Origin of the sequence: Bradyrhizobium sp. S69 (assembly GCF_009766005.1) — a bacterium.
Classification (GTDB): domain Bacteria; phylum Pseudomonadota; class Alphaproteobacteria; order Rhizobiales; family Xanthobacteraceae; genus Bradyrhizobium.
This window is the reverse complement of record NZ_LMUK01000027.1, coordinates 175,101-190,429: the sequence shown is the minus strand read 5'-3', so window position 1 is coordinate 190,429 and position 15,329 is coordinate 175,101. Positions and strand designations below refer to the sequence as shown.

Here is a 15,329-nt window from a genome sequence, read left to right as displayed (position 1 = left end):
ACGAACTCAGCAATGATCGTGCCATGGCAGCCGGCGCATGGCGGCGGACAAACGGCCGGAAAAACCGGAGTTTCAGGCCACAAATCGGCGGCAACGAACGGAGCCGAAACATGCTCGGCCAATCGGCGTCCTGATCTGGGACACGCGCCGGGATGCGCGCCAAGGCCGGTCGGGAAGGCCGGTCGGGCGAGGCGCGGCAGCGTGCACAGATCCTAGATCGTTAATCAAACGTTAACGCGCGGTCCGCAGCGTCAGGGGCTTTAGGCCGCGAATTCACGCAACGCGACCGGCGCGAGATGATCGTTGCGCAGCGCCTGCTTCGGCGTCGGGCGGGCTTCCTGCGCTCTGCTGACCGCGGCGGCGATTTCTTCTTCCGGCGCTTCCAGCAACTCGTCCGCCATCAGCCCGCGCGTCCTGGCCGCCAGCCGCAGCGTGGTTTGAATTTCCCGCGAGCTTGCGCCGTTTTGCAGCAGCAGCAACATCAGCAGCGCCTTGATGTCCGAGTTCATGGCGTCCGCATGCGGCTCGAACGGTCGCGTGTCGGCACCGGGACGGCGGGCCGGCCGGATATTGGTGACATTGCCGGCTTCGAGGTCCTCGTCTGGCGCGGGTTCGGCGTATTCTTCGGCGACCATCAGGCGCGCCGCGGCCGACAGATTGACGGCGGTCTGAATGTCCTTTGAACTGGTGCCCTGCTTGAGCAGCAGCAAAGTCAGAAGGGCCTTGATATCGAAATTCATCGCAGCGTTGTGCATGGCTTCTTCCCTCATGTTTGACGTGGACTCTGGGACACTGAAACAATCGCATCGAACAGTTTTTCGAGCAGCGAAGGCGGCGGTGACGACGGCTGCGGGTCGCCCTCGACGGCAGATGTGACGACCGCTGCCGCGCGTGTGGTGACGTGTCTTGTTTTGTGTGTGTTCGACGCAGACGAAATCGACGCAGGCGGGCTTGACGCAGGCAGGCTTGACGCCGGTGGGTTTGATGGAGGTGCCGCGAACAGTACGTTCTCGATGCCGCCGCGAAGCGCCGCGCGCTCGAACAAATCAGCGCGACCTATCGCCGGAAAAGGTATCGGTTGGGCGTCGCCGAAATGACGGAGTGGTTGGATCAACGGCAGGCGATCCGTCTTGGCGGACACCTGCTCGGTCTGGGTACGCAAAAAACCAAAGTTTCCGGACTTGATCAGGAAGATCGCGGGGGTAGCGCAGCCGGGTACGCAGATGAAGCAAACCACGCAGAGGGTTACCATCGTGCGCGACCCGAACAGAAGTGAACGCACCATTTTGCGTCGGTCGGCCTGGCCTTGGGCGAGGTGCCGTAATAGATCCTCAACCCCGGGAAACTGTATTTCGCACCATTGATCGGCGTCTGACACCGATGATGCGGAGTAGTTTGCCGGCTGGCTGGTGGTATCGGAGCGATTCATTTGCCATTTTTCGCAAAACAGCCTTAACGCGATGCCGATATTTTCATTGGGGGCGTGGATAGCCTCGATGAAATTGATAGGGCGATCCAGCTTCTGAATGTCCTATAGCGTTTTCGAGCCAACGGGTCGCGCGCACGCGTGCCCGATGACAGGCTCCGCCTGTCCCGGACTTGATCCGGGATGGATGCCGGTTCGCGTCAAGAAAACGCGTCAAAACAAGAATCTACACCGGCCGCACTACACCCGGCTGCCCCGGCGGGCATTCCAGCGCGTCGCGATCCCACTTCGCGGTATTGGCCGCGGCCTCATAGGTGCTTTGCAGGAATCTGAGCAGCGCCTTGTCGGGATCATCCGATGTGCGGACGGCGTCATAGGGCAGGATGAATTCACCGAGCGCTTCGCTGAAGAACGCCGCGTCGGGGCGGGCCTTGACGGCGCGGTAGCTCGCGGGCTCGGGATAGGCATAGGAATAGAACGCGGGATAATCGATCGCGCCACTGCCGGGCCAGAAACCGGCGCTGCATTCCTCATGCGAATAGGCTTCGCAGGCGACCGCATCGGGCAGATTGGGCACCCCGCCGGGATGGCGCGGCGCGCGGCGGCCGGAAAATCGCGTTACCGCGAGATCAAAACTGCCCCAGAAGAAATGCACCGGGCTGGCCTTGCCGAGGAAGCCGGTGCGGAATTGCCTGAACACGCGATCGACGTTGACGAGGATCTGGAACAGGCGCCGTACCGCGTCCGGATCGTAGGTTGCATGGGTGCGGTCTTCCGAGAACTTGATCGGCTCGGGCAACTCATTCGGCATCTGGTCGATCTCGACATCAATGCCAAGCTCGGCGAGCGCGGCCATCACAGCCGCGTAAAAATCCGCGACCGATTGCCCGGCCAGCGCGAATTGCCGCTGCGCGCCATAGCTTTCGGAAATTCGCAGGACATGATCGATGAAGTCGAAATCGATCTGGAACGTCCGGGTGCGATCGGGGATCGGCGAGGTCGTCAGCCCGCGCGTGGTGACATAGAGCGCGACGTGCCAGGAATGATTCAGCCACGGCGATCGCGCGAAACGGATTTTGCCGATCACCTGGGTCCACAAATGCAGCGTCTCGTAGGTCTCGCGCCACGCCGCGAGTGGCAGCTCAGGCCAAGGGGCTTGGTGAGGGGCTTGCGAAGGGACTTGCCAAGGAACTTGCGAAGTCTGATTCATGCGGCACTCCCTCAAACTCATATGACAAGGCCGGGCGCGAGTTGGCCCGGCCTTTTTAAGTCAATTCACAGCCATTGGGGATGGCCGCGGCCTGCTACTTCTTGCCGTCCTTGTTGAAGGCGGCGTCCACTTCATCTTTCTTGATGCGGGCGGCGGGATTTCCGGGCTGGCCGAGGTTTTGCTCTTCGGTGCCGTCGCCCATCATGCCCGGATGCGGATCGGCATCCTTCTTGGTTGTATCCGTGGGATTGGGCTTGTTCGTCATTTGGCGATCTCCAGGCGCGGGTGCGCGTGATCTAACGGCGCCGATACCGTCCGGTTCCATCGCCCGGAGCGCGTAAGGGCGGCATTCGGTTCAGGGAATGCCGCCTCTATCGCATCAGTCTTGTCGCATCAGCCGTGCAGCTTCTTGGCCGCTTCCGCGACCGCGCGTCCCTGATAGCGCGCGCCGTTAAGTTCGTTCTCGGTCGGCTGGCGGCTGCCGTCGCCGCCGGTGATCGTGGTCGCGCCATAGGGCGAGCCGCCGGTGACGTCATTGAGCTCCATTTGGCCGGCAAACCCGTAATTCAGGCCGATAATGGTCATGCCGAAGTGCAGCAAATTGGTGATGATCGAAAACAGCGTGGTCTCCTGACCGCCGTGCTGGGTCGCGGTCGAGGTGAAGGCGCCGCCGACCTTGCCGTGCAACGCGCCCTTGGCCCAGAGGCCACCAGCCTGGTCGAGGAAATTCGCCATCTGCGAGGCCATCCGGCCGAAGCGGGTGCCGGTGCCGACGATGATCGCGTCATAATTGGCGAGGTCTTCGATCTGGGCGATCGGGGCGGCCTGATCGACCTTGTAATACGAGGCCTTGGCGACTTCGGGCGGCACCAGCTCGGGCACGCGCTTGATGTCGACCGTGGCGCCGGCTTCGCGGGCGCCTTCGGCGACGGCATTGGCCATCTTTTCGATGTGGCCGTAGGCGGAATAATACAGGACGAGAACTTTTGTCATGGGTGGTCTCCGTTGGGGGTGGGTGAGTTGGGGGCTCGGGATGTCGTTGCCGGGCTTGACCCGGCAATCCATCGCCTTCGAAAGAGTCTTACGAAGAGAGATGGATGCCCGGGTCGAGCCCGGGCATGTCGGTCTTGTGTTGAGTTGTCTCTGTGTCGTTGGCGTCCTACGCCGCGTCGACCAGCACCAGTTCGGAATCTTCCAGTGCCGTGATCCTGAGCCGGGCTTCGTCGCGGATCGCGGCGCCGTCGCGGGCATTGACCCGCACACCGTTGACCTCGACCGCGCCTGCCGCCGGCACCAGATAGAGATTGCGGCTTTTGTCGACGTCGTATTCGGCGCTCTCGCCGGCCTTCAGCGTGGTCGCGAGCACGCGCGCGTCGGCGCGGATCGGCAGCGCATCCTTGTCAGCTTCGAAGCCGCTCGCGATGGTGACGAGCTTGCCCGAACGATCCGACTTCGGAAACGGCTTGGCGCCCCAGGTCGGCTGGCCGCCTTTCGTGGTCGGCTCGATCCAGATCTGGAAAATCCGGGTCTTGCCGGGCTCCAAATTGTATTCGGAATGGCGAATGCCGCTTCCGGCGCTCATCACCTGCACGTCGCCCGCTTCAGTACGGCCCTGGTTGCCGAGGCTGTCCTGATGGGTGATCGCGCCTTCGCGCACATAGGTGATGATTTCCATGTTGGCATGGGGATGGGCGGGAAAGCCGGTGTTGGGTGCGATCTCGTCGTCATTCCAGACCCGCAACGAGCCGTGGCCCATATTGCTGGGGTCGTGGTGGCTGCCGAACGAGAAGTGGTGCTTGGCCTTCAGCCAGCCGTGGTCGGCGCCGCCGAGTTTTGCAAAAGGTCTGAGTTCGATCATGGGATGTTCCTTTGATATGAACTTCGAATTGAGCTGTTGGATATGCCTCCGGCTGAGGTATAGAAATAGAAACTATTGAAACTCATTGTTTCCTAAACTGGCCTACTGGGGTGGCGCCGGATGTCAAAACTCCCGGATTTCGAAGCGCTCGCGATCTTCGCAAAAGTCGTGGAATTACGGTCGTTTGCGGCCGCCGCCGGCGAGCTGGCGCTGTCCAAGGCGACGGTCTCGAAAGCCGTCAGCCGGCTGGAAGAACGCCTCGGGGCGCGGCTGTTCAACCGCACCTCGCGGCGGATCGCCCTGACCGATGCCGGCCAGCGGCTGTCGGAACGCGCCACGCGGCTGTTGGCCGATGGCGAGGCCGCTGAAAACGAGGCGCTGTCACAATCGGTGACGCCGCGCGGGCTGGTGCGGCTCGCGGTGCCGATGACGTTCGGCGTGAAGGTGGTGGCGCCGCTGCTGCCGGCGTTTCTCGCGCAATACCCCGATGTCGCGATCGATCTGCATCTCAGCGATGCCATGGTCGACCTGATCGGCGAGGGCTTTGATGCAGGCTTGCGCATCGCGAGCCTGCCGGACTCCTCCTTGATCGCGCGACGGCTGTGCGCGATGCCGCGCTACACCGTGGCGGCGCCGGCCTATCTCGAGCAATACGGCCGGCCGACGCATCCGATGCATCTCGCCCAGCATCGCTGTTTCGCCTACACTTATTTGTCGACGCCGGATGTCTGGCACTACACCAACGCCGCTGGCGAGCAGGCGAGCGTGCGGCCGGGCGGCCCGTTGCGCGTCAACAATGGCGAAGCGCTGATGCCGGCGCTGATCGCCGGCCTCGGCATCGCCGATCTGCCGGAATTCATCGCCGGCGACGCGGTTGCGTCGGGCGAGCTCGAAGTAATCCTGAAGGGCTGGAAGCAGACCGAAGGCTCGGTGCATCTGGTGATGCCACCCGGCGGCCCACGCCCGGCCCGCGTCGAGGTGCTGGCGGAATTCCTGGCGAAGCATTTCGCAAAGGGGAAGAAGCAGAAGTAGGAGCGTTGCTCGACGTCATCCTGAGGTGCGAGCCTCTTGGCGAGCCTCGAAGGATGGCCGCGAGCACCGTGCTGAACGTCATCCTTCGAGGCGCGCAAGTGCGCGCACCTCAGGATGACGGTGAGTGAAATGGTGGGCACGGCGCAAAGGGCGCCTTTGCCCACCCTACGGTTCAAGCTAATGTGCTCCCAACAACCAAAACAAGAATCCTCGGGGGAGAAGCTACCGATGAATCGCCGTGAACTTTTCAAGGCGGCAGCCGCGCTGTCGCTGACGCAAACCGCACTCCCGAAAGCCGCATTCGCTGATACTCCCTGGCCCGAGCGCAACATCACGATGATCGTGCCGTTTCCGGCGGGCGGCCAGGCTGATCTGGCGGCGCGGCCGGTGGCGCATGCGCTGGAGGGCATCCTCGGCAAATCGGTGATCGTGGATAATCGCGCCGGTGGCGCCGGCGGCTCGATCGGCAATGCCGCCGCGGCGCGCGCCGAGCCGGACGGCTACACCTTGTTGATGACGCTGTCGTCGCTTGCGGTGTTGCCGGAGGCCGACCGGCTGTTCGATCGTCCCGTGTCCTACGAAGTTTCGCAATTCGCGCCGGTCGCGCGCGTGCTCGCCGATCCGACCTTGCTCGCGGTGCCGGCGTCGGCGCCGTGGAAGACGTTGCAGGATTTCGTCGACGACGCCAAACAGCGCCCGGGCCAGATTCCCTACGGCTCGTCGGGCCCCTACGGCACCTTGCACGTGGCGATGGAAATGTTCGCGGCCAATGCCGGCATCAAGCTGTTGCACATTCCGTTTCGCGGCGCCGGCCCCGCGCTCAACGCATTATTGAGCGGCACCGTCCAGGCGCTGGCGTCGGCGCCGGGCACGCTGAAGCAGCAGGTCGACGACGGCAAGATGCGCGTGCTCGCCAACTGGGGCGCGCAGCGGATTGCGAGTTTCCCCGATCTGCCGACCTTCAGGGAACTCGGCTATCAGGATGTCGAGTTCTACATCTGGGCCGGATTGTTCGCGCCAAGCGCATTGCCGGCGCGGATCATGACGCGGCTGCGCGAGGCGATGGCGCTGGCCGTGAAAAGCCCCGACGTGACAAAACCGCTGGAGACCGCAGGCAGTCCGGTGGCCTACATGGATGCGCCGGAATTTTCGAAATTCGTCGCGGAAGACGGCGCGCGGTTGATCGCGGCGGTGAAGAAGATCGGTCGGGTGGAATAGGGGGCACTCTCGCTGACCGCGGCGGCCGATTTTTCCGGTTGCGCCGCATCGCTAACGATGGGGTCACCCCCCCCTCGGTCGCTCGCGACCAGCGTCACGTTGCGCAGCCGCTCAAGACATCGACATCGGCAAAGCCGTTTAAGCATTGCGTGAGTGGGGACGCCTAACCCCCTGCGCAACTTGTCTCCTATCGGCCACAGCGCCGCTCAATCGTAGAACAGTGACGCCCAGTCCGGACCGGTGACGTCCTGTCCAAGCCGATTTCCTGGAAAACATTAGAAATATAGCTCGGATTCGAAGTTTTTGGTGTGCGATTTTGGCTGCGCCGTCTGGCGCCACAACGGCCGGGATCGAAGCAGACGTTGGAGGCAAATTTGTTTTTTGGTCGCTCATCGGTTTCCGGCATTTGCTTGCGGTGCAGTTTGTATTTGCCGAAGCTGGCCATAGTGGCCGTATTGGCATTGCTTCCTATTTTTTGGCCTGCATCAGCCCAGGCGCAGACCTGGCTGGCTTCGCCGGGCAGCGGCGATTGGAATACGGCAGGCAACTGGAATCCCGCGACCGTCCCGAATGCCCAGACCGCCGACGCTATCTTCGGCACTTCCAATACGAGCGCGGTTTCGCTTTCCAGCGGCGTCGGGGTCGGCAGCATCGCCTTCAACGGAACGACCGCTTATACGGTCGATCTCAACGGACAGTTGATGGTGGTCTACGGTGCGGGGATGACCAATAGTTCGGGTCTCACGCAGAACTTCACCGTCAACGGCACGCTCGATTTCAAGAACAACGCCACGGCGGGCGGAAGTGACCTCGCCTATTCGGTGCAGGGAGCTGGCAGTGTGGCGCAGTTCCAGAATAACTCGACGCTCGGAGCGGCGAACTTCACGGTCAATAGCAACGCGACCCTTCAAATGATCGACAGCTCGACGGGTGGCACCGCGGCCGTCATCAACAACGGCACGCTGCTCATGCAGAAGTCGGATGGCGTCCTTAGCATCGGATCGCTCGCAGGAAGCGGCAACGTGGTCTTTTCGACTCAGAACGGAGGAGCCGCCGCGCAGACCCTGACGGTTGGCACGTTGAATTCGAGCACGACTTTTTCCGGGCAGATCAACGATGGCACTAACGTGACGGGCGCCTTGTCGAAAGTCGGGACCGGCACGCTCACCTTGACGGGCACCAACGGCTATACCGGCGCGACCACGATTGCGGCCGGGACGCTGGCTTTGGCGGGAACGGGCAGCATTGCCGCGTCGAGCCAGGTCAACCTGACCAACGGCGCGATGTTCGATATCTCCGGGACAACGGCCGGTGCTTCGATCGTTGCGCTGAACGGTGTCTCAGGCAGCAATGTGAATTTGGGCGCGCAAACCCTGACCATCACCAACGGAACTACATCGGAGATCTACTACGGCAGCATCGGTGGTAGCGGCGGACTGACGGTCACGGGCGGCTTTGCGTTACTCGGTGGCACCAACAACTATACCGGTGTAACGACTATCGCGACCGGCGGAGACCTGGCGCTCAATGGCACCGCCAGCATCGCAAGCTCGAGCAAGGTCGTTAATAACGGCGCCCTCGATCTTTCGGTCATGTCGGTCGGCTCCTCGATCAAGTCGCTGGCCGGAACCAACAGCAACGCCAATTTATTCCTGGGCAACCAGACACTGACCCTGACCGCGGCCAACGATACTTACGCGGGCATGATCAGCGGCAATGGCGGGATCACGCTCGCCGGCGGCACCGAGACGTTCACCGGCTCCTTCGGCTACAACGGCGCGACCACGATCAACGGCGGCACCCTTGTCGCCAACAACTCGCTCGTATCGTCGAGCGGGGTCACGGTGAATCCCGGCGGTACGCTGACAGGCACTGGCATCGTCGCCCACACCTCGGTCGCAGGGGGCACCCTCGCGCCGGGCTCGGGCATGCCGGGCTCGTCGATGACGGTGATTGGCGCGCTCGACTTTACCGCGGCATCGACCTATGCGGTCAATATCAATCCGACCACGTCGTCGTTTGCCAATGCCACGGGCACCGCGACGCTGGGTGGCGCGACCGTCAATGCGATCTATACCAGCGGCAGCTATGTCGCCAAGAAGTACACCATCCTGACGGCGGGAGTTGTGAGCGGCAGCTTTGGTTCGCTGGTCAACAGCAATTTGCCGACGAACTTCACGACCAACCTGAGCTACGACGCCAAGAACGCCTATTTGAACCTGGCGCTGAATTTCACCCCATCCGGCCCCTCATCCGGCTCCACGCCGTCCGGCCCCGCGGCTTCAGGCTTCGGCTCCGGCCTGAACGTCAACCAGCAGAATGTCGGCAATACGCTGACCAATTTCTTCAACACGACCGGTGGCATCCCGCTGGTGTTCGGCGCGTTGACGCCGTCCGGCCTGTCCCAGGCTTCGGGTGAAACCGCCACCGGCACGCAGCAGACCACGTTCAATGCCATGACGCAGTTCATGGGCGTGATGACCGATCCCTTTATCGATGGCCGTGGCAATGGCGCAGCGCCACAGGGCAGCGGCGACAGCGGCTACGCAGCGACGCAAAACACCGGCGCCGCGCGCGACGCCTTTGCGATGTTCAACAAGGCCCCGGTTGCCAGCTTCGAGCAGCGCTGGAGCACCTGGGTCGCGGGCTTCGGCGGTTCGCAAACCACCGACGGCAATACGGCGGTGGGATCCAATGGCGCGACCAGCCGGGTCTATGGCACCGCGGTCGGCGCCGACTACCGCTTCTCGCCCGATACCATCGCCGGCTTCTCGATGGCCGGTGGCGGCACCAATTTCAGCGTCGCCAACGCCGGCACCGGTCATTCCGATCTGTTCCAGGCCGGCGCGTTCGTGCGCCACACCATAGGCTCCGCCTATCTCTCCGCGGCGCTGGCTTATGGTTGGCAGGACGTGACGACGGATCGCACCGTCACGATATCCGGCGCCGATCAGTTGCGCGCGCGCTTCGACGCCAATGCCTGGTCCGGCCGCGTCGAGGGCGGCTATCGTTTTGTCACGCCAGTTATGGGTATCACGCCTTACGCCGCCGGACAGTTCACCACCTTCGATCTGCCGTCCTATGCCGAAGGCGTCGTCTCCGGCGCCTCCACCTTCGCCCTGTCGTATGGCGCCAAGAGCGTGACCGACGCCCGCAGCGAACTCGGCATTCGCACCGACAAATCCTGGGCGCTGCAAGACTCCGTCCTGACCTTGCGCGGCCGTGTCGCCTGGGCGCATGATTACGATCCGGATCGTTCGATCGCCGCGACCTTCCAGACGCTGCCGGGCGCATCGTTCGTCGTCAACGGTGCGGCGCAGGCATCCGACTCGACGCTGACGACAGCCTCCGCGGAAATCAAATGGATGAACGGCTGGTCCGCGGCCGCTACCTTCGAGGGCGAGTTCTCCGACGTCACCCGTTCTTACGCCGGCAAGGGCGTGGTGCGCTATGCCTGGTAACAGCCGCCGCTGCCGCTGGCGGTACTTACCGACATGGCGCGATGTCCGACGCGAGTTCGCTAGCTAGCGAGTTGTCTGCCGTAGCCCTTTCAGTCTTCGTCGTCCCGGCCTTGCGCCGGGACCCCAGCGTGAGCGCGCTTGCGCTCATCGCTACGCCGTGTGTTCTCGTTTCGGCAATGTGGCGGCTACCTTCCTTCACAACCCACGCCAGGGGTGATGGATCCCGGCGCCTTACGCGCAATTGCGCGCTAGGCCGGGACGACGTGGATGGGCTATCGCAATACATAATTCTGCGGGCCGTCCTCTGCATCCGGACCGCGCGATATCACGCGGGGCTCTGGCACACGTCGACCCATTCGGCCGCGGTCAATTCCGCCATCCGGGCCGGCGTGATCCGCACCGCGCTGTGGGTCGAGCCCGCCGCCGGCACCACCTCGTCGAACGCCTGCAACGACACGTCGCAATAGACCGGCAGCGGTGTTTTCAGTCCGAACGGACAGACGCCGCCGACTTCGTGGCCGGTGATGTCGGCGACTTCATCGAGGCCGAGCATCTTCGGCTTGCCGCCGAACAATGCCTTGACCTTCTTGTTGTCCATCCGCGAGGTGCCGGCGGCCACGATCAGCACCACGCGCTCGCCGATCCGCAGGCTGAGCGTTTTGGCGATCCGCGCCGGCTCGACGCCATAGGCTTCCGCTGCGAGCACGACGGTCGCCGAGCTCTGCGTCGATTCGATCACGGCGATATCTGGAGCTTTGGTGGCGAAAAACGCCCGAACCGATTCAAGACTCATGAGAAGCGATCACCTTCGGCAAGTCCGACAGCGCCTGGATGCGATAATCCGGCTCGAGCCCGAGCTCGTCCATCTGCATCCGGATCGCCTTGAACATCGTCAATGGCGGGACGACGTCGCTGTTGACGCAGGCCTGCGCCATCGCTTCCGGCGTCACCCGCTCGATCCAGGCGACGGTGAGCCCGAAGGCCTTGGCGCCGATCGCATCCCACGGGTTCGACGACACGAACAGCACGTCGGCCGGCTTAACCCCGAGCTTCTCCTCGATCAAAGTGTAGGCATCCGGACTCGGCTTGAATATCCGCTTGGAGTCGATGCTGATGGTGGCGTCCAGCACGCGGTCGAGCCCGCTGTTGCGCACCAGCGCATTGAGCATGTCGGTAGAGCCGTTGGAGAGGATCGCGAGCTTGCGGCCGCGCAAGGCCGCCAGCGCCGCATTGGCATCCGGATAGAGGTCGAGATGCAGATATTTCTCCATGATGCGCGCGAACACGGCATCGTCGTGCTTCAACCCGAGCAGCCGCAGCGTGTAGATCAGCGAATCCCGCGTCAGAACCGAGAAATCCTCATAGCGCCGCATCAGCGACCGCAGCCAACTGTATTCAAGCTGCTTGATCCGCCAGATCTGCGTGATGATCTCGCCATAACCGGGAAACGCCTCCTCGGTGATGTTAGCAACCGACTGAACATCGTAAAGCGTGCCATAGGCATCGAACACAACGGCCTTGATCGTCACAGATGTCTACCTTTCAAAATGGAATCACCCACGCCCGCGTTCATTCCGGCATGGTGCGGCGAAGGATGGCGCAGATGCCCGTCATCCGCGCGATCGGATGTTCGACAAACAGCTTGCACGAGGCGAGCGCGGCTTCAAGCGAGGCCGGCGGCTCGCTGGGGGTAAGCCGGCTCACAAGTGCGCGACCGTGGGCGCGGCCCAACGCCCGTGCCGCGCGCGTCAGCGCGTTCAATTGTCCATCGGCCTGCAACGGCGCCAGCATCGTCCTGATGATGGCGAGATATGGCGGCCAATAGGCCAGATGGCGGTACATGCTGGCGATCAGCGAAGGATCGGTGTCCTCGCCGAATTGATTCAATTCGACGATCAGCCGCTGCACCTGCGGAGCCAATGCCGTCATCGCGGGCAGCGCTGGAAGTTCGGTTCTATCGGCGGCGGGTGCTGCTTCCGACGGCTGGGCAACATCCCCGGCGCTCGGGTCATACCGTTCGAGCAACGCCGAGAGCACGACCAGCGCCAGCGCATTGGTGTGATGATAGCTGTTCAGCGTGGCGCGGATCGCCGCCAACGCCGGCCGATCGATGCCCGCCGCCATCAACGTATCTGTCGAAAGCCGGGGCATGTCGGGCAGGCTCAGCGTGCGACGCACCGCCTCGGCGTGCGGGGCGGCGGCCGCTATGTATAACGGCCGAACCGTCGACCAGGTCCAAGGCAGCGCGCCCGGCAGGGTCGCGAGGTTGCGCCAGATCAGATTGACGACGCTGGTGCAAAGGACGCTGCGAATATCCGCATAGATATCCGCGATTTCGCCGGTCGCCGCGCTCTCGGCGATCGAGGGGACGCTGTCCGTTTCAGTCAAGGCCACTCCCCAACGCGCTTATAAAAGCTCGCGCGTCAGATACCCAATATCCTGCGCGCGTTGGCTTTTAGCACCTTCGGCCTGATCTCGTCACGGATCTCGAGCTTGGCGAAGTCGGCCAGCCAGCGGTCGGGCGTGATCACCGGCCAATCCGATCCGAACAGCATCTTGTCCTGCAAGATCGAGTTGATGTAGCGCACCAGGATCGGCGGGAAATATTTCGGCGACCAGCCGGAGAGGTCGATATAGACGTTCGGCTTGTGGGTCGCGACCGACAGCGCTTCTTCCTGCCAGGGAAACGAGGGATGCGCGAGGATGATCTTCAGATCGGGGAAATCCGCCGCCACGTCGTCCATGTACATCGGGTTGGAATATTTCAGCCGCATCCCCATGCCGCCGGGCATGCCGCTGCCGACGCCGGTCTGCCCGGTGTGAAACAGCGCGATCGCGCCGCCCTCGTTGATCGCCTCATACAGCGGATAGGCCATGCGGTCGTTGGGATAGAAGCCCTGCATGGTCGGATGGAATTTGAAGCCGCGCACGCCGTATTCCTCGATCAGCTTGCGCGCCTCGCGCACCCCAAGCTTGCCCTTGTGCGGATCGATGCTGACGAAGGGAATCAGGACGTCGAGATGGTCGGAAGCCGCTTCGATCATCTCGTAATTATTGTAGCGGCGGAAACCGGTCTCGCGCTCGGCATCGACCGGGAAGATCACGGCCGCGATGTTCTTCGAGCGGTAATAGGCCGCGGTTTCAGGCACGGTCGGCGGATGCTTGTGCGGCGACTTGAAATAGTCGGCCATCTGCGCCTGGAAGTCGTCATAGCCGTCGTCGCCATGCATGCCGCAGGGCTCTTCCGCATGGGTATGGATGTCGATCGCAACCACGTCCTCGATATTGGGCAGCTTTAGTTTGGGCATTTGCGTTCCCCGGCGGCTTGCTTAGGCGATGCGCAAATTGATTATACTATATAACGAATTTGGCAAGCGGCGGGTTGTCCGTGTTGTGGGGTCGCCCGGGACACTATTAGGCGCGCGTCTGACGGCGATAGGATTTTGCCCTATTTCTTGCCAAACGGGGCCCCTTACTGTTAAATTTGAAGGTGACACAGGCACGAGACGATCATGGCGATCGAGTTTGCTGCTTTTCTGCATGTGGTCAATTCCATTTTGGATGCGGCCAAAAACGCCCGCGACCTTTTGGCGCCGGCAAGCCGCGAAACCAACGCGCACCTCGAAAAAATCAGTCAACACCTCGACGTGATAGCGCCCAAGGATTCCGTCAATTGGGGACCTGAATTTAAAGAGACAAACAAAATACTTCGAGGAATCGAATGCCAGGCGAAACTCAACGGGGACCGACTGCACTCGTTAGTCGGCGAAGTCGAAAAGCTAAGGACCAGCACTGAAGCCTTCTTTGCAGACGAGCGGGCGCGCATTGCAGAAGATGCGGCGCGGCGCAAACGCGAAGCTGAGTTAGTCGACGATCTTCTGGAGACCAAGCAGGCGCTCAATCGCATCGCAAAGCCTGTCGCTAGGTATGTATTTGCGTGGCTAAGTCTAACTAGGTTGGCCCGATTTGGTATCTCGATCCGGTCGTTTTTAGACCCTGCGGCGAAGAGTCTCGCCAACGATGCAATCGCTGAACTCAACCGGGCGATAACTTTCGTGAGTCCGACAGATCGCGAGATTGGAGAACAAATTGTTTCGGTTACGTTCTTTCAAAGGGATGTCTTTGCGGTGACCGAACGTCACCGCGGTGACTTTCTGAGGCTTGCGACGGACTGTCAAAACCTTGTGCGCCAACTTGAAGAGCAGTCTGAAGCTAATCAACTTGCCAAAGCCGGTTTGTACGGAGCAGTTTGGTCTCCTTACACCGCCGCCGTTGGACTCGGTTTTGTCTCGGCAGGCGCTGCGTCAATTTGGTACCTGCTCGATGAAGCTTCCAGTTTGACGTTGCTGCCAGCCTCCCTTTTGGGGATGGCTGTCGGTCTCTGCATCGTTACGCGAGTTTGCATTAAGGGAAAACTCTTTTCCCGATTGAAGTTTTGGTACAATTTAAAGTACGAAGAAAGACTGGTGCGGCGACTGAAAACTGCGGAGGACAAATATTATCGCCTGCAAGTCGATGCTCGAGAAATTGTAGATTTTTTCATCTCGCGCGCGCCCGGCCTCAATTTTGCGAGGGCTCCATCGTTTGCGCTCCAGAAACAATTGGAGGGCGTTTTACTTTCTGCCCGCGCAGAAGAAGGCCGATTGCGCAGACTTCACCCGGAAGTAAACGACATTCCCTTTCCCGTAGATGGCAACCCGATCAAATCCGCACGTCAACGTATATTGTCGCAGTGGCCGCAGCTCAGCGGAAACGGATTGTTGGCTTAGCGTTGGATGGGTAGCGAAGCGATGCCCTATCATTTCGAATTACGGTGACAGTGCACTTAATTATTTTGCGCAGCGCGGCGCCTTGATGGAGGCGCGTCGGCGTCGAGTAATTTAGTGCACTGTCACCGTAAGAAGGGAAAGGTCACCAACTCCGATTTGGCGATCGTCTGCGTAAAATGCCGCGTGATGATCCACATCGGCGATGAATGCCCGGCCTCTCAAGGGCTCCTTCAGGCTCTTAGTACCTGTGGAGAGCCGTGCTCGTGCGTGGATAACCCGCTTTTATTAACTACGGGGCCGGTGGAACTCATTGTATTCAACAATGGCGATTGTTCCAGGTGATTCGCTCGACCTA

The 15,329-nt window shown here is 61.6% G+C and carries 15 protein-coding genes; 4 read left to right on the top strand and 11 right to left on the bottom strand.

Translation table 11 applies throughout. The annotated features are described in order from the left end of the window. Positions 1-260 precede the first annotated feature (260 nt). The 6 genes from GSQ88_RS11390 to GSQ88_RS11370 all read right to left on the bottom strand — a co-directional run bounded on the left by GSQ88_RS11390 (position 261) and on the right by GSQ88_RS11370 (position 4,494). Complete coding sequence (locus tag GSQ88_RS11390) at positions 261-755, bottom strand: hypothetical protein (RefSeq protein WP_159007838.1); 495 nt, start codon at positions 753-755, stop codon at positions 261-263. 11 nt (positions 756-766) lie between these two features. Then, on the bottom strand, positions 767-1,429 hold the full coding sequence (locus tag GSQ88_RS11385; protein WP_159007837.1) for a hypothetical protein: 663 nt from the start codon (positions 1,427-1,429) through the stop codon (positions 767-769). Positions 1,430-1,652: 223 nt separating this feature from the next. Further along, on the bottom strand, positions 1,653-2,636 hold the full coding sequence (locus tag GSQ88_RS11380; protein ID WP_159007836.1) for a DUF5996 family protein: 984 nt from the start codon (positions 2,634-2,636) through the stop codon (positions 1,653-1,655). A gap of 94 nt (positions 2,637-2,730) precedes the next feature. Then, on the bottom strand, positions 2,731-2,901 hold the full coding sequence (locus GSQ88_RS34950) for a hypothetical protein (protein ID WP_174247982.1): 171 nt from the start codon (positions 2,899-2,901) through the stop codon (positions 2,731-2,733). 128 nt (positions 2,902-3,029) lie between these two features. Beyond that, a complete protein-coding gene (gene wrbA, locus GSQ88_RS11375; protein WP_159007835.1) occupies positions 3,030-3,629 on the bottom strand; it encodes an NAD(P)H:quinone oxidoreductase in 600 nt (199 codons plus the stop codon). Between the two features lie 166 nt (positions 3,630-3,795). After that, a complete protein-coding gene (locus GSQ88_RS11370; RefSeq protein WP_159007834.1) occupies positions 3,796-4,494 on the bottom strand; it encodes a pirin family protein in 699 nt (232 codons plus the stop codon). 120 nt (positions 4,495-4,614) lie between these two features. Between GSQ88_RS11370 and GSQ88_RS11365 the strand changes: the two genes are divergently transcribed. Both GSQ88_RS11365 and GSQ88_RS11360 read left to right on the top strand, forming a co-directional pair. Beyond that, a complete protein-coding gene (locus GSQ88_RS11365; RefSeq protein ID WP_159007833.1) occupies positions 4,615-5,526 on the top strand; it encodes a LysR family transcriptional regulator in 912 nt (303 codons plus the stop codon). A 228-nt stretch (positions 5,527-5,754) separates the two neighbouring features. Next, the gene (locus tag GSQ88_RS11360; RefSeq protein ID WP_159007832.1) at positions 5,755-6,744 is read left to right on the top strand and encodes a Bug family tripartite tricarboxylate transporter substrate binding protein; all 990 of its coding nucleotides are present in this window, start codon (positions 5,755-5,757) and stop codon (positions 6,742-6,744) included. Positions 6,745-6,931: 187 nt separating this feature from the next. On the opposite strand, the gene GSQ88_RS11355 is transcribed toward GSQ88_RS11360, so the two are convergent. Then, a complete protein-coding gene (locus GSQ88_RS11355) occupies positions 6,932-7,405 on the bottom strand; it encodes a hypothetical protein (RefSeq protein WP_159007831.1) in 474 nt (157 codons plus the stop codon). A 61-nt stretch (positions 7,406-7,466) separates the two neighbouring features. On the opposite strand from GSQ88_RS11355, the gene GSQ88_RS11350 reads away from it, so the two are divergent. Continuing rightward, on the top strand, positions 7,467-10,205 hold the full coding sequence (locus GSQ88_RS11350; protein ID WP_159007830.1) for an autotransporter outer membrane beta-barrel domain-containing protein: 2,739 nt from the start codon (positions 7,467-7,469) through the stop codon (positions 10,203-10,205). A gap of 325 nt (positions 10,206-10,530) precedes the next feature. On the opposite strand, the gene GSQ88_RS11345 is transcribed toward GSQ88_RS11350, so the two are convergent. The 4 genes from GSQ88_RS11345 to GSQ88_RS11330 are packed head-to-tail and all read right to left on the bottom strand — an operon-like array spanning position 10,531 to position 13,513. Next, positions 10,531-10,998, bottom strand: a complete 468-nt coding sequence (locus tag GSQ88_RS11345; protein WP_159007829.1) for a YbaK/EbsC family protein — start codon at positions 10,996-10,998, stop codon at positions 10,531-10,533. Next, a complete protein-coding gene (locus GSQ88_RS11340; protein ID WP_159007828.1) occupies positions 10,988-11,734 on the bottom strand; it encodes a haloacid dehalogenase type II in 747 nt (248 codons plus the stop codon). The genes GSQ88_RS11345 and GSQ88_RS11340 overlap by 11 nt, the downstream gene beginning before the upstream one ends. A gap of 40 nt (positions 11,735-11,774) precedes the next feature. Beyond that, positions 11,775-12,593, bottom strand: a complete 819-nt coding sequence (locus GSQ88_RS11335) for a hypothetical protein (protein ID WP_159007827.1) — start codon at positions 12,591-12,593, stop codon at positions 11,775-11,777. 35 nt (positions 12,594-12,628) lie between these two features. Further along, positions 12,629-13,513, bottom strand: coding sequence for an amidohydrolase family protein (locus GSQ88_RS11330; protein ID WP_159007826.1), 885 nt, complete (start codon positions 13,511-13,513; stop codon positions 12,629-12,631). A gap of 204 nt (positions 13,514-13,717) precedes the next feature. Here GSQ88_RS11330 and GSQ88_RS11325 point away from each other — a divergent pair, with 204 nt between their 5' ends. After that, positions 13,718-14,974, top strand: a complete 1,257-nt coding sequence (locus tag GSQ88_RS11325) for a hypothetical protein (RefSeq protein ID WP_159007825.1) — start codon at positions 13,718-13,720, stop codon at positions 14,972-14,974. Positions 14,975-15,329 lie beyond the last annotated feature (355 nt).